Genomic DNA, 18,677 nt, shown 5'->3' with positions numbered 1-18,677 from the left:
AGAGAGAACACCGTGTCTTCAATGTTAAAGCTGCTCTTGGTCGTCGTAACGCTTGGTGCAGGCTTCTTTGCCGGTGACATTTACCAGTGGTTTAAAACCCGTTCCCAAGTCAAACCTTTGTCAGAATATTGCTTACTCACTACTGAAGCTTGTGAAAGCAACGATGTTCGTATAAAAGTTGATCGCGACATCAGTCAGCCATTGGTACCCACTGAAATCGTCGTCGACTGGCCCGAAGCTCAACAGGAAAGTCTGTTACTGACTTTGGAAGGCCACGAGATGGAAATGGGTACCGCCGTATTTAAACTCAATAAAAGCTCAACAGGTCAGTTTACAGGCCAGGTTATTCTGCCGGTATGTACGACTGATGCCATGACTTGGGTTGGCGAACTCACTGATGGCCAACACAGTGTGAGCACCTCGATTAGGATGGAACAATGAGTAAGAACTGGTCTTTAATTTTAGTTGCCGCGTTTGCACTAGGCTTTGGCGTGAAAGCGTATCTGGATTCACAGCCAACGACCGAAGCTCCTGCTGCAACCAGTAAAGAAGTCGTCCTGTTCGGTGAAAACGACAAACCGGTCAAAATCTTCGATCAACAAGACTCTCGCGTACGCATCGTTTACTTTGGATTCACACGTTGTCCAGATGTCTGCCCAACCTCGCTAGCCATGTTAGCAGGCGCGCTGAATCAGGTGGATGATGAAGTAAAATCTCACTTCAGGCCTATGTTTGTTTCGCTCGATCCTGAACGTGATGCCGCGGCAGACTCATACAAATACGCCCAGTACTTCCATCCAATGATTGAAGGCTTGTCCGCGCCACTCGATGTCACCACACCTTTGGCACATAAATACGGCGTTATATTCCGTAAGACCAAATTAGAAAACTCGGAGCTGAAATACACCCTTGACCACAGCTCCTATTTTTATTTCCTAAAACCAGATGGCACATTAATTACTAAAGTGCCACACACGCTGACACCGGCTCCTTTGGTTGAAGCGATGAAAACACTTACGTCACAAGGAAAATCCTAATGAAGTTAAAAGCCCTCATTTTAGCATCTATCGCACTTAGCCCACTTGCTCACGCTGCTTCAGACATCATGCTATCCCATACCTATGCCCGTGCGACACCACCGAGTGCAGCCACTAGTGCTGTGTTCACCGAAATCATGAACCACAGCGCAAAAGACCGCGTTATCGTATCAGCCAGTACAGACGCTGCAGGCAAAGTTGAGCTGCATGATGTGATTAAAGATGGCGATGTCATGAAAATGCGTCAGGTAGAGCAAATTACTGTGCCAGCCAATGGCATGGTCGAGCTAAAACCAGGTAGCCTACACATTATGTTATTTGACCTGAAAAAGCCGCTGGTCGAAGGTGAGAGCATTGATGTGAAACTGACCTTCGCAAACGGTGAGGAGCAGACTGTCTCAGCACCCATCAAGAAAGTCATGAGTGGAATGAGCCACAAACATCATCACTAAGTTTTGTTGATTAGCCCGGCCTTCGCTGGGCTTTTTATTGTTCACTCTTTAGCGAGTTGGGTAGAGGTGAGCAAAGTTGTCCACCTGCTTTTCCCAGATTGGTGGTGTACCAATATGTGCCTGCACCGCAGAAATAAACTCTCTAACCAGCGCCGTTTGCTTACGATGTGGGTACAGAGCATATAGGGCCAGGCCGCGATTACATAGAGTGTAATGCGTCAGGATCGGTTTCAGATTCATCTCAGCAACTGGGCGGTATAGGTTGGAGGATGAAATCATGGCATAGCCAAGCCCATCTTGGACGGCCGCCAATAAAGTCAGCACATCATTGACCTTGTATTTACCCGTCATTTTGTGATTTATGAACGTACTGCCACCCGGTACTTCACTAATACGTGCCGTATCTACGGTTAATGGCCCATTACTATAGACGACAGAAGGCAAGCTCATTAGCTCCTCAGGAGTCTGAGGTTCTCCGTGCTGATCGATAAAGCTTTCAGACGCCAAAATCACCGGCCTGATGTCAGCGATTTTCTTTGCAATCAAACTCGAATCTTCTAGCCGACCAAGGCGAAATGCGACATCAAAGTGATCAGAAATAATATCTGAACGCTTATCATCCATTTGCAGGTTAATTTCCACCTCTGGATAACTGCGCATAAATTGCGTAATCACGGGCTGAAGGTAGTGCTGGCCAATATGCAAAGGTGCGGTAATGCGTATGCGTCCTTTCGGCCTTGCCTGATAAGAGTCTGCGATGGAGTGAACATGCCCTAAAGTCCCAACCAGATTATGTGCCTGCTCGAGAATTTCTTCACCCGCTGGCGTTAGGGAAAAGGAGCGCGTTGAGCGATTAAGAAGCTGCACGCCTAGTTCTACTTCCAGTTTTTTGATCTGTTTTGACAACGATGAGTTGTCCATATTGTGTAAGGTTGCAGCTTTGGTAAAGGAGCCTTGCTGCACCACATCAATAAACAGCGCTAACTGGTTAACCAAGGACATCCACTCCTCCTATTTTTGCGCCCTTTGCCACTGCACTAACCATTTGTCTAAATGGTTAGCAAATTGCTGTCGGTCCGCTTGGTTCAGCGGTGCTGGGCCACCTGTTTGGACACCACTACTGCGCATGGTTTCCATAAAATCACGGATATTGAGGCGTGACTTTATGTTCTCTTTGGTAAACTGCTCCCCACGAGAACTCAACACGTGGCCGCCTTTGGTGATGATCTCATCGGCCAATGGGATATCGCTGGTGATCACCAGATCGCCAGCTTCACAGCGCTGAACAATCTCATTATCTGCGACGTCAAAGCCAGCCTGAACTTGTAGCATGGTGACTTTTGGAGAAGCAGGAGTCCGGATAAACTGGTTAGCCACTAGAGTGACTTCCACGCCAGTGCGCTCAGAGGCTCGAAAAAGAATGTCTCTGATAACTACCGGACACGCGTCTGCATCAACCCAAATTTTCATCTATTACTTTCCTAAATCTGCAATTGGCGCCATTACACCGCAAAAGCGCCTTGCTGAATAGCCTTATTTGAATTTCACCGCGGTACCACTGACGCTCACCATCATCATGCTGCCGCCACTGCCAATCACTTCGTAATCTATGTCGATCCCCACAATACCATCGGCACCCAGCTCACGTGCCCGCTCTTCCATTTCAGCAAAAGCTATCTCACGAGCTCGGCCCATCTCTCTTTCATAGGCGCCAGAGCGGCCACCGACGACATCTCGAATTGCGCCGAACATATCTTTAAAAATGTTTGCCCCTAAGATAGCTTCACCAACCACAACACCTAAATAATCTTGTACAGGTCGGCCTTCAACTACTGAAGTCGTTGTTTTAATCATAATCTTTCTCCTTTTGAATCACTGTTATCCATATTAGCAGTGGGTTTAGTCAAACACTGCGCTCACAAACTAATCTTGCTACAAGGTTAACTTCGGCTGAATAAAGTCGATAAACGCGGAGATTCGCCGTGCCACTGCTGAAGATTTGTAGTACACAGCACTCACCTGCTCTCGACCAGTATCAAGACGCTTAGCATCATCAAGCAAAGATACCAGCCTACCTTGTTTAATATCTTCGCGAACCATAAAGCCAGACAAACAGGCAATACCATTAGATGCCAATGCCAACTGCCGAACCGTTTCACCATTACTCGACGTGATATCTGGCTCTATGACATCAACACCTTTTAGCGGCCATTGGTTAAGCACTTTAGGTGATGTAAAACCTATCAATTGATGCGACTGTAATTCTGACGTTGTACGGGGCGCACCAGCAGATTCCAGATACTGGGGAGAAGCAACGATGAAGAGATCACTTTTACCTAGAGGACGTGCATGCAATGTTGAATCTTTTAGTTGTCCGATACGGATAGCGACATCGGTGCGCTGCTCGAGCAAATCAACAAAACCTTCGTTAGAGGTTATTTCCAACTCAATCTCTGGATAAGTACCTTTGAATGACTGTATCAGCGGTACAAGCTGATGGAAAACAAATGGACTGGCGGCATCCACTCGTAACTTGCCTCTAGGACGTTCGCTTCCAGAAATCAGATCTTCTTCAGCCTGATGAATAATGTGAAGACCCTTACGCACAGAGTCAACAAAAGTCCGACCTTCTTGGGTTAACTCTACCCGCCTTGTTGTTCGGTTCAATATCGAAACACCTAGCTGTTTCTCCACCTTGCTTACCGCACGTGAAATTCTGGCAACTTGTATGTTTAACATTTCAGCTGCCGCTGAAAACCCGCCGCTATCGACAACCGCGAGTAGCATTTCTAACTCATCTGAACGTGTGCGCATGTCTTCGTCCATTAAATCCAATTACCTTTATTTATAGCAAAAGTAATTTGATAAAATCACCATTTTTAACAAATAAAAGATTTTCAATAATGGCAGCCACGACATCATTATTGGAATTTATTATGCCAATTGCACTTTTTGCTTTAACCCTCAGTGCCTTTGCTATCGGCACTACTGAGTTTGTTATCGTCGGATTAATTCCGACTATGGCAAGCGACCTTGCAGTATCCCTACCTTCCGCTGGCTTATTGGTTAGCTTATATGCGCTTGGCGTGGCAATTGGAGCTCCCGTCATAACTGCGCTTACTGGCAACTGGCCAAGAAAAAAGGTTCTATTGTCCGTAATGAGCTTGTTTGTTTTAGGGAATGTACTCGCGTGGCAAGCTCCGAGTTATGAAACTCTGATCATCGCTCGCATCCTGACCGGACTGGCTCATGGTGTTTTCTTTTCCATCGGTTCTACTGTTGCTACAGGACTGGTCAGCAAAGAAAAAGCCGCCAGCGCTATCGCGATCATGTTTACAGGCCTTACCGTTGCTTTGGTTACCGGTGTTCCTCTTGGCACCTATATCGGGCAAGCATTTGGATGGCAGGCGACATTTCTCACCGTGGCTATTCTTGGCGTCATTGCCTTGCTTGGCAGTGCCCTGTTAATTCCTGCCAATCTCAAACAGCCACCAGCAACCAAAATTTCAGCCCAGCTAAAGGTTCTTACCGAACCTAGGTTGCTACTGGTTTATGCGATTACGGCACTTGGATATGGAGGAACTTTTACTGCTTTCACTTATCTCGCCCCTATACTGGAAAACGTTTCTGGATTTAGCTCTGGGACCATAGGGTTAATCATGTTGGTGTATGGTGTTTCCGTTGCCATTGGCAATATCTGGGGAGGCAAAATGGCCGATAAACTTGGCCCTGTCAAAGCACTGACCGCCATTTTTATTGGTCTTGCGATGATTCTGTTTGTCTTCAACCTTGCGGCTTACCATCCTGTTAGTGCTGTTATTACGATTCTAATCTGGGGGGCATTCGCCTTTGGTAACGTCCCTGGGTTACAAGTTTACGTGGTTAATCTGGCAGAAAAACATACGCCTGATGCGGTTGATGTCGCCTCTGGACTTAACATAGCGGCGTTTAACGTCGGCATCGCTTTAGGCTCATGGGGAGGAGGATTAATCGTTGCAAAACATGGCCTAATGAATACACCTTGGGTCGGCGCTTTGATTGTCATCATTGCCCTACTTCTCACCCAATTCAGCGGTTTGCTCGATAAGCGTGAAACAACATGTCAGGGCGCAGAAGTAAACTAAAGTCGCTGATCCAGAGTTTATCTCGTTCAATTACTTCAATTTTAGAGTGCTGCTCTTGGCAGCACTCACATCGACGTCTAGCTGTACGCTGCTACTGGTTTCGCTGATCTTGATATCCGAGACAGATAGCTCAAACTCATTCGACTCTGGAGCATCACTACAGCCAGACAATGCAAAAACGGCAAGCACTACGACAACACCGTGTACGACTTTCCTTATCATGAGTTACCTCCGTTCCGTTGTGGTATCGCAACTCGCCAGCCCCGTAGGGCACTGTTTGAATTGATAGGTGATGACCAGATGTGTATCACCCGAGCTCAATTGCAAAGGAGTGGATAGAGTGAATTCAAGCTGACCGTCATCTTGAAGGTAGATACCACTGGCAAGCAGGGTATCACCCTCGCCATTGGCATCGGTATCTTGATAAAGCGCGACCAAACTCAAATCAGTTTGCTCATTCAGATCACCCGATGAGGATATTTGTAAACTATCCAATTGGGCACCTGCCAAACTGGCTGTGACTTTCAAGCGTAATACCACTTGTTCTTGGTCGTTACGACTAAAGGTATTGGCGTTATTACTAACCACCGCAATGCTGACTTCTGGCGTCGTCGAGGCAACAGCGATGCCACCTGGGTCGCTGACAATACCATTGACCTTACCATCGGCGTCATTAGGACCACCATCTTCAATCGTGAGCTGAATGCAGTCATCCCCTTGATTCAAACCGCTTTTGAAACTGGCATTACCCGGCGCGGGGCAATCGTCACTCACGCTCGCCGCACTGGCAAGCGAGTTATTTGCATCCTCGACAAACGTAAACCACCCTTTTGATTCAATATACTTACGATAAATCGCGTTTGCGGGAATAGCAGAACTCAGTCGCAGTACAATCTGCGCGGAAGCCTTCGCTGAGATCATCGTTCCCATCCCCATCACTGTCTGTTAACGCACTCAAGGTCGGCAGTGTCGAGCGAATACTAATTTCCCTGCTAATAGTGACCGTTGTCCCGACAGGATCGGTCACCACAACACTCAACTCATGGCTACCGACATGTCCTTGAGGATCAAAGCTGAAGGTTTCGCTATTGAGACCTTCACTGGGCTCAAGGTCAACGTCTGTTTGGCTCCAGACAAAACTGTAACCCGCAGTACTGCTAGCGCTGTCCACTTGGGCCGTTAGCACTGCTGTTCCTTGATCTGCAAAAAATACGGAAACTGAACCACTTCCTTGGCTCAAGACAATACGAGAACTCAAAGCCGCATCATCCAAGATATCAAAACTGACGTTCACATCATTCGCTGCTTCATAGTTGGTATCTCCTGACTGACTCGCGACTATAGTACATGTGCCTGATGCGACTAGCGTCACCACAGCATTTGTCACAGTGCATATGGCTGATGTTGAGGAGGAAAAGCTGACGGATAGCCCAGAGGTTGCTGTCGCGCTGATAGCCAGAGTGCTGGCCGATAAAGCTTGAGGGCTGATTGCAGCAAAGTTGATAGTCTGGTTTGTCTTATCGGCATTGTCTCCGATGCCATCTCCATCAGTATCTTTGGTCTCTGAAGCATCCAGTGGAAAGGCATCATTAACGTCATCAACGCCGTCACCATCACCATCACCATCCGTGTCAGTAGTTTCAGAGGCATCGAGTGGGAACGCATCACTACTATCATTGACGCCATCGCCATCATCATCTGTATCAGCGTTGTTGCTCGTACCATCACCATCCGTGTCAGTAGTTTCAGAAGCATCTAGTGGGAAGGCGTCGCTGCTGTCATTGACGCCATCGCCATCGTCGTCCGTGTCGGCATTATTCCCTGTACCGTCACCATCCGTGTCAGTAGTTTCAGAAGCATCGAGTGGGAAGGCATCGCTGCTATCATTGACGCCGTCGCCATCGTCATCTGTATCAACAAGATCACTAATGCCATCACCATCGGTATCAAGGTCATTAATCAACTTTACGAATAGCGCCTGCTCAGTGGTATCTGTCATCTCCGCATAACCAGCAATCACGATATCATTGTCACTGTCCAGCACCATATCTCTGGTAATGAACCTATCGTTACCTGGGTCGAGTTTAATCTGGCCATTGCCACCAAAGTAGGTATCTAAGCTCCCGTCACTCTTCAAACGAGCAACATGAAGATCACCATTTGAATCATAGCCAGAAACAACAATGCGCCCATCGCTGCTTTTCACAAGATCAGCGGTCTGCAGCGTCTGATTGAGTGTCTGTATTCCCCCATCACCAAAGCTTTCAGCAATATCGCCATCCTCATCCATGGCGATGACTTGCGACGCAGAGTTGGCAAAAAGGATTTTGTTGTCTGCAGTGCCTAACATAGCGTAAATGGTACCAAATACGTTGGGGTTAAGGCCTGTTACACCTAAATGAACAAAACTGGTATCGACGCTACCATCCGTTTTGTTTAACCGGACAAGATAGCGAGAACCGTTATTTTGCTGAAGAATGGTAAATAGGTAATTGGTTGTTTCGGCTACAGCAACCGACGTCACGGCGACAAAGCCCGTTGGCCGCACATCCGCAGATCCTGCGGTACCAAAGCTGGTATCCACCGTCAGATCACTTTTAAAGCGAGTGAAATAAATTGTTGAGATGGGCACGCTGCCATTAGTGCTGCCAACCACAAAACCACCATCACTGAGCGGTAGTATCCCGATTGGAAACTGAGCTGGTAAAGTATAGATACCAGAAGAAAAAGCACTGGTCAGGCTGCCGGTCGAGTCAATATTGACCAACCTAGCTTCAGAGGAATTACCCTCTCGGCTTATCGCCACATAACTACCATCGTTAGCGACGAAGACATTGCCAAGAATTTCGTTACACCCAGTAGTACAGGAAGTCGAACTGAATTGAAGCTTACCGTCACCATCAAAGCTTGTGTTGAGCGTTCCATCTGAGTTGACCGAGATAACCGTGCCAAACTGGCCACTGAATCCCCCTGCATTAATCTCATTTTGACCCGCCGCAATAATCCCGTCTGTCGACGTGACATCCACTCCATTTTGATAGGTATAGTCTTCATTCGCTTCAGTAGTGGTGACCAACCAACCCTGGCTATTAAAACTAAGATCCCAGTCACCGGCATCATTCGTATCAGCGTTATTCCCTGTCCCATCACTATCGACGTCGAACGATTCACTGGCATCATTGACGAACGCATCCAACTGGTCGATCACGCCATCTCCATCGGTATCATTGTCAATGTACAATGACAGTGTGACCCGATTGGCGGCGTTATTGTTACTGTCACCCGCTTGGTCAGCGTAGACAGTACACAGACCGCTGGTCACAAAGCTCACTGTTGTGCCAGAAACAGTACAGACACTGGTCGTATTAGAGCCAAATGTGACACTTAAATTGGCCGTGGTCACTGCCGATAATGTTAATGAGCTATCTGCCAGATTTTACGGGCCGGGGTTAGGGAAGAGAATACTTTGCGTATCTTTAGCTATCGTGGTTGACTGAGAGACATCCGGCGCTGGATCGTAAGTACCATCACCAGCCTGTGAAGCAACAATAGTACAGGTCCCCGTAGCGCCAATCGCAACATAAGGACCTGAAATCGTACAGACAGAAGGGGTGGAGGAGGCAAAACTGACCGTTAAACCAGAGGTTGCCGTTGCGCTGATGGCAAATCTTGTATCCCCCACATCATAGCTACCCGTCAGCGTAAAATCTATTGTTTGGCTAAGCCCTGCCATAGCAAATAGTGGTAAGAAATAAAGGCTAAACCCAAAGCCAAAGTATCGCCTTTTTCTGCACCTGCCCTTCATTCACTAAATCCCTGTATTATCTGGATACGGAATACATAGCTAATATCTGACTATTAGCTAAATCGCTTCCCTTCCATGTATAGACATATCTATTAATAATAGTCGATAAACAGGGCTAGCATTTAGGCGTACGTTCTTGAAATACCTGAAGAGTTCTTATTCTTTGCTTGGCGATAGAGCACTTGGAATGACTTTAACATTCAACTCATTGGGTAGGTGATCTTTATTGGTGTAAATACACTCAAAGTGAGCAAGAGGCGCAACCTTGATCGCAGTAGTGCGCTCCCATTTAGTGGCATCCGCCACCAGCCAAGTTTGGCGACTGTTACGTATGATGGATTGAGACAAGTCCGACTCTAACTTCTCGTGCTCCATTGCGAAGTGACTGCTTGTCACCGATGCACAACCGCATAGGCCGATATCGGCTTCAAAGCCATCGAAGAAGTGAACTACACTACTTCCCACCAGATCTTGATGCTCACGGCGAAACAAGCCGCCGGCAAGGTAGACTTCGATGTTTTGGTTAGCTTCTAAAATTTTTGCGACTTGCAGGTTATTGGTGACCACACGTAAGGTGGTTTTACCCAGAAGGAACTGAGCAATGCGTGTAACCGTAGTACCAATACCCATCATCACGGTCGCACCGTCTGGAATGGCTTCCGCGACCGCCATGGCGATGTCATCTTTGGTGGTCGACTCCACCTCTGAACGAAAGCGATAGCTGGTGTTTGTTAAGGTAGCAGGCAAACTGACCCCACCGTGAACTCGACGCGCTAGCCCTTGTTCGCACAAGTTGTTTACATCGCGCCGAATGGTTTGCGTGGTCACTGAAAACAACTCGGCTAACTGGTCGATCTGAACATCCTGATCCACTTTAAGGGTCGCGAGAATCTGTTTTTGACGTTGGTTCAGTTCCATAGTTCCTACTAAAATTCGTCTGGCTTATCCGTGATGATGTAATCCACACCCAAATCGTAAAACGCCTGTGCTTTGTCTGGAGCATTCAACGTCCAGATCTTTAACACCAAACCCGCGTTTTTAATCGACTTCGCAATCTTAGCATCAAGAATTTTGTGATCAATGTGGATGCTGAACAAGTCCAAGTCTTGCAACGACTCTAAGCTAAAATCATTCCACACTTCACAGATGAATCCGCGCCTTACTTCTGGTATCTGCGCTTGGCAAATGGCCAGTGCCTCTTTGCTAAAACTTGATAAAAGCAGCTTATCCAGCGGGTAGTTTTTCTGCTTCACTACCTTAACCACTTGCTCGACCAGGGTGTCGATGGTTTTGTCATCATAGGTTTTCAACTCAAGATTCAGCGTGAGCCCGAGTTCGACACATTTATCCAACGCCTCTTCGAGAGTGGGAATGGATATTCCTTCGAACGATGCACCGAACCAACTCCCTGCATCAAGTGCTTTAAGCGCCTTAGTATCAAGGTCTGATACTTTACCTTTGCCGTTGGTACAACGATCAACTGTCTTATCGTGAATGATAACTGGAACGTTGTCTGCGCTGAGTTGGGTATCGATTTCTACCCATAGGGCACCTGACTTAGCTGCGTGTTCAATGCTCACCAAAGTATTCTCTGGTGCTAACGATGCCGCACCGCGATGGCCTGTAATCATAGTGTACTCTCAATGTTCATTTGAAAACCAAGCGACAATAGATTGGTTTTATTACAGTTTTATTATCTATAACGTTCTAGCCTTTAATTTAGCTGAAAAATGACATCATCGGCAATGGTTAATGTTACTAAACAATTGTGAGATCTCATTCAAAATATGTTCATATTAATAATTAAAATATTCATATGAGTGTAATAATTCACTCGCATACTCTACAAATATTACATATCACTCTCTAATTTTTATAAAACAGCCATCAATAAGGTACTGACAAATGAAAAAGCTATTAGGTGCGGTAATTACAGCGGCAGCGCTACTTTTAGTAGGTTGTGGTGAATCGAAAAAGCCTGAAGCTGAGGCAACTGCTGATCCAATCAATATCAACATGAGCCTGGTATTTACGCAAAATGAGTTGCTGACCAAGGAGCTCATTAAGGCAACAGACAAAATCCGTGAACGTACTGACGGTTCAGTAAACATCAAAGTATTCCCAGGTGGGCAGCTACCTGTATACAAAGATAACCTCGAGCAAGTTGTGAACGGTGCAAACTGGATCGCGGTCGAAGATTTAACCTACCTAGGTGACTACGTGCCAGACTTCGCGGCGCTTGCCGGGCCAATGCTTTACAACACGTACGATGAATACCTAGCAATGATGGACACAGAGTTTGTCGCCGGGCTAAAAGCGAAAGCAGAAGAAAAAGGCATTAAAGTACTGAATGCAGATTACATGTTCGGCTTCCGCCACATGATCACCAACAAAGAGATCGTGAACTCTGCAGATATGAAAGGCATGCGTATTCGCGTACCACAGAGCCAACTGTTCATTAGCACGCTATCTGCGATGGGCGCAGCACCAGCTTCTCTGCCATTCCCAGAAACTTACGCGGGTGTTCAGCAAGGTGTGGTTGACGGTCTGGAAGGTTCTATTCTGACGATGTACTCGACTAAGATCTATGAAGTCGCGAAGAACATGTCACTCACTAAGCACTTCCTTGGCACAGTCGGCATCTATATTTCTCCTGTGTTATGGGACAAGTTCACTCCAGAGCAGCAGCAAATCATTAACGAAGAGCTGGAAGCGGGCGCGATTTCAAACACCTCTGAGCTGATCAAGCTAGATACGGAATACACCCAGAAACTGGAAGAACTTGGCGTAACGTTTAACGAAGTCGACTCTGACGAGTTCAACCAGCTAACGGCTGATGTCTACAACCAGTTCCCTGAATGGAGCGAAGGCATCCACGCTAAGATCATGCAAGAGCTAGAAACGATTCGTGCAGCTCAATAACTAACAAAACACTAACTAACCTAGATGCGGCTTGATGTTTTTCAGGCCGCATTGTTCGTAAATTATCTATGGTTAGTAGGTAATTTACCGGAGAAGATTTTTTGTTTTTACTAAGAAATATTGAAGAGTTCCTCGCTTCGATTGCTATTTCAATCACGGTACTGGTTGTGATTGTGAACGTCGTTTTACGTTACGGGTTTGGCTTTGTCGTCCCTTGGAGCGAAGAGCTGTCTGTGATCTGCTTTATCTGGGCGGTCTATTTAGGTATCAGCTCTTGTTACAAGCACAAGCTGCATATGGGCGTCGACGTCATGGTCGCTATGCTGCCAAGCAAAGCGAAACCTGCATTTAAGCTCGGTGTGTCCGTGTTCTTACTGGCCCTCAATATCTTGATGACGATTCTGAGCTATCAATACCTGATGCTTTCTAACAAAGTCACGCCTGTAATGGGCCTATCGTACTTCGCCATTAATGGTGTACTGGTACTTTGTTTTGTTCTTATGGCTATTCACACAGTGAAGTTCATTGTGGATGACGTCGCGTTACTTAAGCGTTCACATAAATAGGTTCTGTCGATGGAAAGCTATCTGCCAATCATCATTCTATTTGTCCTTTTTCTGCTCAATATTCCGATTGCTTTTTCACTGATCGCATCATCGATGGTCTACTTCTTATTCATCAATGATTCGATTCCCGTGAGCTTGGTTATGCAGCGTTTCATCAGCTCCGCTGAATCTTTTCCGCTATTAGCGATACCGTTTTTCATTATGGTCGGCTCGGTCATGAACTACGCCGGGATCAGCCGAAGCTTGCTGACCTTTGCTGACTCTATGATTGGTCACAAAACAGGTGGCCTAGCACAGGTTAACGTAGCATTAAGCACATTGATGGGCGGCATCTCAGGCTCTGCTAACGCTGATGCTGCGATGCAGTCGAAAATACTGGCGCCAGAAATGACCAAACGCGGTTATGACCTACCCTTTACCGCAGCGGTAACCGCAGCTTCTTCAAGCATCAGCCCAGTGATTCCGCCGGGTATCAACCTGATCATTTTTGCGTTGCTCGCCAATGTTTCTGTTCACCAGATGTTTATTGCGGGTTATGTACCTGCGCTTCTGATGGCGGCTTCCCTGATGCTGACCATCGCGTTTATAGCCCGCAAACGTAAGTACAAACCGTCTCGTTCAGAGCCTGCAACAGCGAAAGAGCGTTTCCATTACTTCCTGAAAGCCGTGCCTGCATTGCTGATTCCTTTCGGCATCATTTTGGGGATGCGCTTTGGTTTGTTTACCCCGACAGAGGCAGGTGCGATTGCGGTTCTACTCTGCACCATCATTGGCGCATTTGTGTATCGCGAGCTTGGCTTTAAGCATATTCCAATGATCATGCGTGAAACGGTTCAAGGCACCAGTAGCGTCATGTTCATCATTATTGGTGCCATGGTGTTTGGTTACTACATGACGCTGGAGCAAATCCCACACAATGTGGCCTCAGCGCTAATTGAACTGACAGACAACAAACTGGTATTGCTGCTACTCATTAACGTTCTGCTGTTGGTCGTAGGGATGTTTATTGAAGGTGGTGCGGCGATGATAATCCTCACGCCATTGCTACTGCCAGCCGTACTGAACTTGGGCGTCAACCCAGTTCACTTCGGCATCATTGTCATTGTAAATATCATGATTGGGGGTGTGACACCGCCATTTGGCTCAATGATGTTCACCGTATGTTCCATCCTAAAGGTACGTATGGTTGATTTTGTACGAGAAGTGGCGCCACTACTGTTGGCACTACTGACGGTATTGATGCTGCTGACTTTCTCAGAAAGCTTAGTGATGTTTTTGCCGAATTTACTTTAACACGATGTATTGAAAGAATTTTGAGGTGTAGAAATGAATTCGGTAACGAATGATTTAAACCAAAACTGGAAACAGGTCGACTGGGTACTGACGGATGTCGATGACACCCTGACTTGGGAAGGCCGTTTGCCGCCAGAGACCTTAATCGCGCTACAAAAATTAAGAGACTCAGGTAAGAAAGTGGTCGCTGTAACTGGCGCTTGTGCGGGTTGGTGTGACCATATTGCCCAGCTTTGGCCTGTGGATGCCGTATTAGGTGAAAACGGCGCGTTCATTATGGAAAAGAAGGGGGGCTATCTTACCTTACGCTCTGGTGTTCAGCTCGAAGCTATCCGCGACAACCAAACAAAGCTAAAAGCGCAAGTTGAAGACATCCTGCGTGACTACCCAGATTTGTCACTGACACTGGATCAATCCTATCGCTTGTGTGAAGTGGCGATTGATATCGGCCAGAACCGCCCCCGTGTAGACGAAGCCGTGATCGAAGAAATTGTCGCTAAAATTCATGCTTTAGGTGCCCACGCCACCGCCAGCTCGATTCACATTAATGCATGGTATGGCGAGCACTCGAAAAAAGCGACAGCCACAGCATTCCTTACCGAGAAAGGCCTGTCTAGCCAAGAAATCACAACGCGCGCCTGTTATGTCGGTGACTCAATGAACGACCAGCACATGTTTGAAATTATGCCAAACAGTGTTGGGGTCGCGAACATTAAACACTATTGGGATCGATTGGCGTTTCATCCTTCGGTCCTAATGACGCAGCCAGGCGGCTACGGTTTTGCAGAATTCACACAGAAACTGCTCGCTATAAAATAGCTAAATATCAAAAGCTAATAGTGCCTAAACAAACCAAAAGCGCTGACCTGATGTCAGCGCTTTTTAATTTATCTGAACTCGCTAGAGCTACGGGGCTCGCTATACAAGCGCTTAAACCCTTGTTAATAGAATATCTTAGGCGCAATTCCTGCGCGTTGGAAGAGAAACAGACTTTAACTTTAACAAGCTAAGTTCAGCGGGAAAGTTACACTTACTTAGCTGTCGAACCACAGTTTCTGTAGCGATAAAATCCCAGCGCTGTCCATTTCTAATCCGTGCAGTGAGTTTGACACATCATAACTTTCTGAGTCACGCCATAGAGGTACAAAGACACCATTTTGAATCAGCCAATCCTCACATCGATGGAGTTCATTAAGGAACTCCTCCTCGCTATCACTCACCATCATCAATTGATCAACAATAGAGAGAAACGCTTGTTGTTGCTGAACGGATAAACAAGAACTGAATACGGAGCTGCACAAAAGCCATTTGTAGTAACCAAATACGCTATTTTCGGAGAACACATAACCCCCAAGCTTGATATCAAACCATGTGTTTTTTGATTGCTTAACTGAGATAACTTCAAATTCCAATCCTTGCTGCCGAAGATATTCAATCAATTGAACTCTTGATGCGGTCTTCCTCGAAATACACACTCGCATTGGCCGACTTGGCTTAGTTTGGTTGGGGTGATACAGGAAAACACTTTTGTTTTGATGATAACCCGTGATCGAATTTGCTTGCGACAAAAATTCGTTTTCCCCGCGACGACAGAACTCTCGCGCTTGGTGAAAGATCCAAGCCTTTTCATCCATCGACAGCTCTGACTGATGATGTTGAAATTCCAGTACGTCACAGCCTGTTTGCAAAGCGATCTTATCGGCTCCAGCTTGCGGAGACGCCGGACACCTATGGTGTACGATATGACCTTGAACATTACTATCAACGCCGTCACTGGTCCAAAACTCCGCACGCTCAATAAACCCTCCTGTTGCAAAGTAATTTGGATTCTTAGCCAATACCCAGTGATGTTCAGAGCTCGATAAGAGCATAAAAGGCCCCGTTCCAAGCGGTATACTATGAGCGCTAGTATCCAAATAGATTGCGGAATGCCCTTCTGACAGCAAATGTAGGATCGATTCATGCTTCTGAGACAGCTTAATTACAACCCATAGCCCCTCGGCCACCACTTCCAATATATGGCGATAAAGAATTTGGTAAGAGTGTGATTCAGCGACTCGGTCTTCGATACATTTCGCCACATGGTAAGCTGTCAGTTTTTCACCATTATGAAAACAAACATCGGGCCGTAATCGCAGCCAGAGCTCGTCCCCTCTAAATTCGTAATGATGCGCTAAATGGGGCCTTACCCTACCTGTCTCATTATCATACCTGAGCAAAGTGTCGAACATGGCATCTAAGTACAAGTGTGAGTTTGCTCTGTACGCCCACAAAGGATGTAAAGTCGGAAGAGAATAAGGAACTAAGGTCACTAGGGTGTTCAGGTTTTTTAGGCTTTCTTGTGCCTGGGTTAACCAGTTGGGCAGCTGCTTACGAAATGTTTCTGCGTAACCAAAATAATCAGCATATCTCGCTGCTTCACTTAGGCTCCCCTTTTTGCAATGCTGTTCAAGCACATGCATCAACGCCGAATCAAAACTCTCCAGCAGAATGATTTCAGACTTATTACCACGCCCTCTCCCTGGTTGCCAAGAAATCCAGCCTATATTCACTAAGGTTTTCATCAATTTAGCAATATTGCGTTCAGAGCAGCTAAGTTGTCCTGCCAAAGTTTGAACGTCCGTTTTATCAGCGCTGTTCAGAGGGTAATAGCGACTTAGTTGCTGTAAGCGCTGTAAATGAATCTGAGTGATAAAAGATGAACTCCGATTTTCTACCATATCATTATTACTTCCTGTTTATTTAACAATAATAACCAGCAGAGACAAAGAGAGCAGGAGACGTTTTTATGGACCCTTTAGGCTATACACTTTACACCTTGAATGGGAAGGAATATTTAGTCAACCCAGACGTGAAGCATCCCATTGTTTTCCATTCACACCGGCCCTCAACGCGTACGCAGTTATTAAGTGTCTTCTTCGTCGGTGTGTTGGTTGGGATGTTGTTCTGATTGAGCACAATAAACTGGAAAAAATCAAAAGCCATGGATTGGCTGAGGCAGGTCAATTTGGACGCTTTTACAGAGCTTTCAGTCGTTGATACAAAGAGGGAGAGACTTCTCCCTCTCTAACAATCGTACTTACTGATGCGCGCTCACCAAACGTTTATGAAGGACATCCTTCATCACTGCGCGATCATGTTTCATCTTATGCATTTCTTCATCACTTAGTGGAGAATCCATCAGTTCAAGCTTGCGGATTTCTTTATCCAACGAGTCATAGGACTTCATCTCAGACAGAAAGCTGTCATCCATTTTGGCCAATGCACGAATGGTATCTTTATATTGCGGGAATTCGCTTAATAGAGAGTGATCTTCACCTAGCATAACAACCCCTTTGTTTATCTTGGTGGATTTTACTGGTCAAATTTCATACAAACATAGCACCATTATATGTCCGTATTTGAGATCCAAATCGACAACTTCACTCTGAGAACCAATTCTGACGGATTCTTAACTTTTCCTTCTTACACCCTTTGTTCATCGGTCGCGCCGAAAATTCCCTGACTCTGCCCAATTAGTCACACCTCGATTCCAGTAGCGTTTGTAGGGATCAATCAAACCAGAATACATGGAGTCAAACATGAAAGAACTCACCCTATCCTCGTCGGTTGGAATTGGCGCGGACAACACACCTGATGATGTACTCAACGTACAAAAAGCCCTTAATCAATTGAGCGACAAAATTGGCCTGAGCGCACCACTGAAAGAAGATGGCGTCATCAGCTCAGAGCTTGGCCAATCACCAACATGTCAGGCGATCGCCGCTATGCAGAAAACAATTCTGGGTTTTCACAACCCTGATAGCCGTATTGATGCCAACGGCAAAAGTCATCGCACGCTCAATAAAGAGCTGAGCGCAGGTCAAAGTGCACTGAGTTCGTTATTCTTGCCAGCGATTGAACCTATCAAAGGGCTAACTGACGATGACTACAATGACGCCGCCGACTCCCTTGGCTGCGAAGTCGCCGCGATTAAAGCCGTCTCAGATGTTGAATCATCAGGCAGTGGTTTCTTTGAGTCTGGCGCACCCTGCATCTTGTTTGAAGCACACCAGTTCTCCAAATACAGCAACCATCAATTTGATGACTCACACCCAAATATCTCATCTCCAAAATGGGATCGCTCACTCTATGTGGGTGGTGAAAAAGAGTATGACCGCCTGAAGCAAGCCATCGACTTGGATAGAACCGCCGCTCTGAAATCTGCTTCCTTCGGCCGTTACCAAATCATGGGCTTTAACCATCAGGCTGCGGGTTATGACGATGTCGAAACCTTCGTTCGTGACATGTTCTTTGCTGAGCGTCACCACCTGATGGCTTTCGTGAATTTCATCAAGTCAAACTCGAAACTGCACGAAGCGATCCAAGCACTCGACTGGCCGACCTTCGCCCGTTACTACAACGGCCCTGGCTACGCTGAAAACCGCTACGACGAAAGACTGGAGTCCGCCTACCAGACTCACTCAGCTTAAACGGCT

General features: G+C 46.4%; 21 protein-coding genes. 9 read left to right on the top strand and 12 right to left on the bottom strand.

All coding sequences use genetic code 11. From position 1 onward, the window contains the following. Window positions 1-21 precede the first annotated feature (21 nt). Genes IX95_RS04585 through IX95_RS04575 form a run of 3 tightly spaced genes read left to right on the top strand, consistent with a single transcriptional unit; the run spans window position 22 to window position 1,489 of the window. Window positions 22-441, top strand: a complete 420-nt coding sequence (locus IX95_RS04585; RefSeq protein WP_019276986.1) for a hypothetical protein — start codon at window positions 22-24, stop codon at window positions 439-441. After that, the gene (locus IX95_RS04580) at window positions 438-1,037 is read left to right on the top strand and encodes an SCO family protein (protein WP_006960189.1); all 600 of its coding nucleotides are present in this window, start codon (window positions 438-440) and stop codon (window positions 1,035-1,037) included. Before IX95_RS04585 ends, IX95_RS04580 begins: the two co-directional genes overlap by 4 nt. Beyond that, a complete protein-coding gene (locus IX95_RS04575; RefSeq protein WP_019276988.1) occupies window positions 1,037-1,489 on the top strand; it encodes a copper chaperone PCu(A)C in 453 nt (150 codons plus the stop codon). Before IX95_RS04580 ends, IX95_RS04575 begins: the two co-directional genes overlap by 1 nt. Window positions 1,490-1,537: 48 nt before the next feature. Here IX95_RS04575 and IX95_RS04570 read toward each other — a convergent pair whose 3' ends face one another. From IX95_RS04570 to IX95_RS04555, 4 genes are all read right to left on the bottom strand, one after another. Next, complete coding sequence (locus tag IX95_RS04570) at window positions 1,538-2,491, bottom strand: LysR family transcriptional regulator (protein ID WP_038157202.1); 954 nt, start codon at window positions 2,489-2,491, stop codon at window positions 1,538-1,540. A 9-nt stretch (window positions 2,492-2,500) separates the two neighbouring features. Further along, window positions 2,501-2,959: a YaiI/YqxD family protein gene (locus IX95_RS04565; protein WP_006960182.1), complete on the bottom strand. Its 459-nt coding sequence runs from the start codon at window positions 2,957-2,959 to the stop codon at window positions 2,501-2,503. 63 nt (window positions 2,960-3,022) lie between these two features. Further along, on the bottom strand, window positions 3,023-3,343 hold the full coding sequence (locus tag IX95_RS04560) for a heavy metal-binding domain-containing protein (RefSeq protein WP_019276990.1): 321 nt from the start codon (window positions 3,341-3,343) through the stop codon (window positions 3,023-3,025). 78 nt (window positions 3,344-3,421) lie between these two features. Beyond that, window positions 3,422-4,303: a LysR family transcriptional regulator gene (locus IX95_RS04555; protein WP_038157630.1), complete on the bottom strand. Its 882-nt coding sequence runs from the start codon at window positions 4,301-4,303 to the stop codon at window positions 3,422-3,424. A gap of 122 nt (window positions 4,304-4,425) precedes the next feature. On the opposite strand from IX95_RS04555, the gene IX95_RS04550 reads away from it, so the two are divergent. Then, complete coding sequence (locus IX95_RS04550; RefSeq protein ID WP_038157626.1) at window positions 4,426-5,613, top strand: MFS transporter; 1,188 nt, start codon at window positions 4,426-4,428, stop codon at window positions 5,611-5,613. A 30-nt stretch (window positions 5,614-5,643) separates the two neighbouring features. On the opposite strand, the gene IX95_RS04545 is transcribed toward IX95_RS04550, so the two are convergent. The 6 genes from IX95_RS04545 to IX95_RS04520 all read right to left on the bottom strand — a co-directional run bounded on the left by IX95_RS04545 (window position 5,644) and on the right by IX95_RS04520 (window position 11,049). Next, window positions 5,644-5,835, bottom strand: coding sequence for a hypothetical protein (locus IX95_RS04545; RefSeq protein ID WP_038157201.1), 192 nt, complete (start codon window positions 5,833-5,835; stop codon window positions 5,644-5,646). A gap of 3 nt (window positions 5,836-5,838) precedes the next feature. Next, complete coding sequence (locus IX95_RS04540; protein WP_038157200.1) at window positions 5,839-6,534, bottom strand: choice-of-anchor U domain-containing protein; 696 nt, start codon at window positions 6,532-6,534, stop codon at window positions 5,839-5,841. After that, a complete protein-coding gene (locus tag IX95_RS25665) occupies window positions 6,458-9,016 on the bottom strand; it encodes a beta strand repeat-containing protein (protein ID WP_160174991.1) in 2,559 nt (852 codons plus the stop codon). The genes IX95_RS04540 and IX95_RS25665 overlap by 77 nt, the downstream gene beginning before the upstream one ends. Before the next feature lie 33 nt (window positions 9,017-9,049). Then, window positions 9,050-9,418 (bottom strand): hypothetical protein, encoded by a 369-nt coding sequence (locus IX95_RS04530; RefSeq protein WP_038157199.1) that lies wholly within the window; start codon window positions 9,416-9,418, stop codon window positions 9,050-9,052. Window positions 9,419-9,574: 156 nt separating this feature from the next. Continuing rightward, entirely contained in the window at window positions 9,575-10,336 is a 762-nt protein-coding gene (locus IX95_RS04525; RefSeq protein WP_038157198.1) for a DeoR/GlpR family DNA-binding transcription regulator, read from the bottom strand. A gap of 8 nt (window positions 10,337-10,344) precedes the next feature. Further along, on the bottom strand, window positions 10,345-11,049 hold the full coding sequence (locus IX95_RS04520) for a glycerophosphodiester phosphodiesterase family protein (protein ID WP_038157196.1): 705 nt from the start codon (window positions 11,047-11,049) through the stop codon (window positions 10,345-10,347). 274 nt (window positions 11,050-11,323) lie between these two features. Here IX95_RS04520 and IX95_RS04515 point away from each other — a divergent pair, with 274 nt between their 5' ends. The 4 genes from IX95_RS04515 (at window position 11,324) to IX95_RS04500 (ending at window position 15,018) form a co-directional block, all read left to right on the top strand. Then, on the top strand, window positions 11,324-12,340 hold the full coding sequence (locus tag IX95_RS04515) for a C4-dicarboxylate TRAP transporter substrate-binding protein (protein WP_038157194.1): 1,017 nt from the start codon (window positions 11,324-11,326) through the stop codon (window positions 12,338-12,340). 101 nt (window positions 12,341-12,441) lie between these two features. Beyond that, entirely contained in the window at window positions 12,442-12,906 is a 465-nt protein-coding gene (locus IX95_RS04510) for a TRAP transporter small permease (RefSeq protein ID WP_038157192.1), read from the top strand. Between the two features lie 9 nt (window positions 12,907-12,915). After that, complete coding sequence (locus IX95_RS04505) at window positions 12,916-14,199, top strand: TRAP transporter large permease (RefSeq protein WP_038157190.1); 1,284 nt, start codon at window positions 12,916-12,918, stop codon at window positions 14,197-14,199. 33 nt (window positions 14,200-14,232) lie between these two features. Next, on the top strand, window positions 14,233-15,018 hold the full coding sequence (locus IX95_RS04500; protein WP_038157188.1) for an HAD-IIB family hydrolase: 786 nt from the start codon (window positions 14,233-14,235) through the stop codon (window positions 15,016-15,018). Window positions 15,019-15,233: 215 nt separating this feature from the next. Here the strand turns inward: IX95_RS04500 and IX95_RS04495 are convergent, their stop codons facing one another. Continuing rightward, window positions 15,234-16,919: an SgrR family transcriptional regulator gene (locus IX95_RS04495; RefSeq protein ID WP_038157186.1), complete on the bottom strand. Its 1,686-nt coding sequence runs from the start codon at window positions 16,917-16,919 to the stop codon at window positions 15,234-15,236. A gap of 359 nt (window positions 16,920-17,278) precedes the next feature. Further along, window positions 17,279-17,524, bottom strand: a complete 246-nt coding sequence (locus IX95_RS04490) for a YdcH family protein (protein WP_006960152.1) — start codon at window positions 17,522-17,524, stop codon at window positions 17,279-17,281. 256 nt (window positions 17,525-17,780) lie between these two features. Here IX95_RS04490 and IX95_RS04485 point away from each other — a divergent pair, with 256 nt between their 5' ends. After that, window positions 17,781-18,671 carry an N-acetylmuramidase family protein gene (locus tag IX95_RS04485; RefSeq protein WP_038157185.1) on the top strand — a complete coding sequence of 297 codons (891 nt, stop codon included), beginning with the start codon at window positions 17,781-17,783 and terminating at the stop codon, window positions 18,669-18,671. Window positions 18,672-18,677: the final 6 nt, after the last annotated feature.

Origin of the sequence: Vibrio sp. B183, assembly GCF_000740665.1 — a bacterium.
Taxonomy (GTDB): domain Bacteria; phylum Pseudomonadota; class Gammaproteobacteria; order Enterobacterales; family Vibrionaceae; genus Vibrio; species Vibrio coralliilyticus.
This window is presented reverse-complemented; position numbering and strand designations above follow the sequence as displayed.

Coding starts and splice junctions, on each gene's coding strand:
- IX95_RS04530 (WP_038157199.1), bottom strand. CDS start 9,418: ATGAAGGGCAGGTGCAGAAAAAGGCGATACTTTGGCTTTGGGTTTAGC.
- IX95_RS04495 (WP_038157186.1), bottom strand. CDS start 16,919: ATGGTAGAAAATCGGAGTTCATCTTTTATCACTCAGATTCATTTACAG.
- IX95_RS04570 (WP_038157202.1), bottom strand. CDS start 2,491: ATGTCCTTGGTTAACCAGTTAGCGCTGTTTATTGATGTGGTGCAGCAA.
- IX95_RS04555 (WP_038157630.1), bottom strand. CDS start 4,303: ATGCGCACACGTTCAGATGAGTTAGAAATGCTACTCGCGGTTGTCGAT.
- IX95_RS04575 (WP_019276988.1), top strand. CDS start 1,037: ATGAAGTTAAAAGCCCTCATTTTAGCATCTATCGCACTTAGCCCACTT.
- IX95_RS04550 (WP_038157626.1), top strand. CDS start 4,426: ATGCCAATTGCACTTTTTGCTTTAACCCTCAGTGCCTTTGCTATCGGC.
- IX95_RS04505 (WP_038157190.1), top strand. CDS start 12,916: ATGGAAAGCTATCTGCCAATCATCATTCTATTTGTCCTTTTTCTGCTC.
- IX95_RS04485 (WP_038157185.1), top strand. CDS start 17,781: ATGAAAGAACTCACCCTATCCTCGTCGGTTGGAATTGGCGCGGACAAC.
- IX95_RS04520 (WP_038157196.1), bottom strand. CDS start 11,049: ATGATTACAGGCCATCGCGGTGCGGCATCGTTAGCACCAGAGAATACT.
- IX95_RS04525 (WP_038157198.1), bottom strand. CDS start 10,336: ATGGAACTGAACCAACGTCAAAAACAGATTCTCGCGACCCTTAAAGTG.
- IX95_RS04490 (WP_006960152.1), bottom strand. CDS start 17,524: ATGCTAGGTGAAGATCACTCTCTATTAAGCGAATTCCCGCAATATAAA.
- IX95_RS04545 (WP_038157201.1), bottom strand. CDS start 5,835: ATGATAAGGAAAGTCGTACACGGTGTTGTCGTAGTGCTTGCCGTTTTT.
- IX95_RS04565 (WP_006960182.1), bottom strand. CDS start 2,959: ATGAAAATTTGGGTTGATGCAGACGCGTGTCCGGTAGTTATCAGAGAC.
- IX95_RS04585 (WP_019276986.1), top strand. CDS start 22: ATGTTAAAGCTGCTCTTGGTCGTCGTAACGCTTGGTGCAGGCTTCTTT.
- IX95_RS04500 (WP_038157188.1), top strand. CDS start 14,233: ATGAATTCGGTAACGAATGATTTAAACCAAAACTGGAAACAGGTCGAC.
- IX95_RS04580 (WP_006960189.1), top strand. CDS start 438: ATGAGTAAGAACTGGTCTTTAATTTTAGTTGCCGCGTTTGCACTAGGC.
- IX95_RS04560 (WP_019276990.1), bottom strand. CDS start 3,343: ATGATTAAAACAACGACTTCAGTAGTTGAAGGCCGACCTGTACAAGAT.
- IX95_RS04540 (WP_038157200.1), bottom strand. CDS start 6,534: ATGATCTCAGCGAAGGCTTCCGCGCAGATTGTACTGCGACTGAGTTCT.
- IX95_RS04515 (WP_038157194.1), top strand. CDS start 11,324: ATGAAAAAGCTATTAGGTGCGGTAATTACAGCGGCAGCGCTACTTTTA.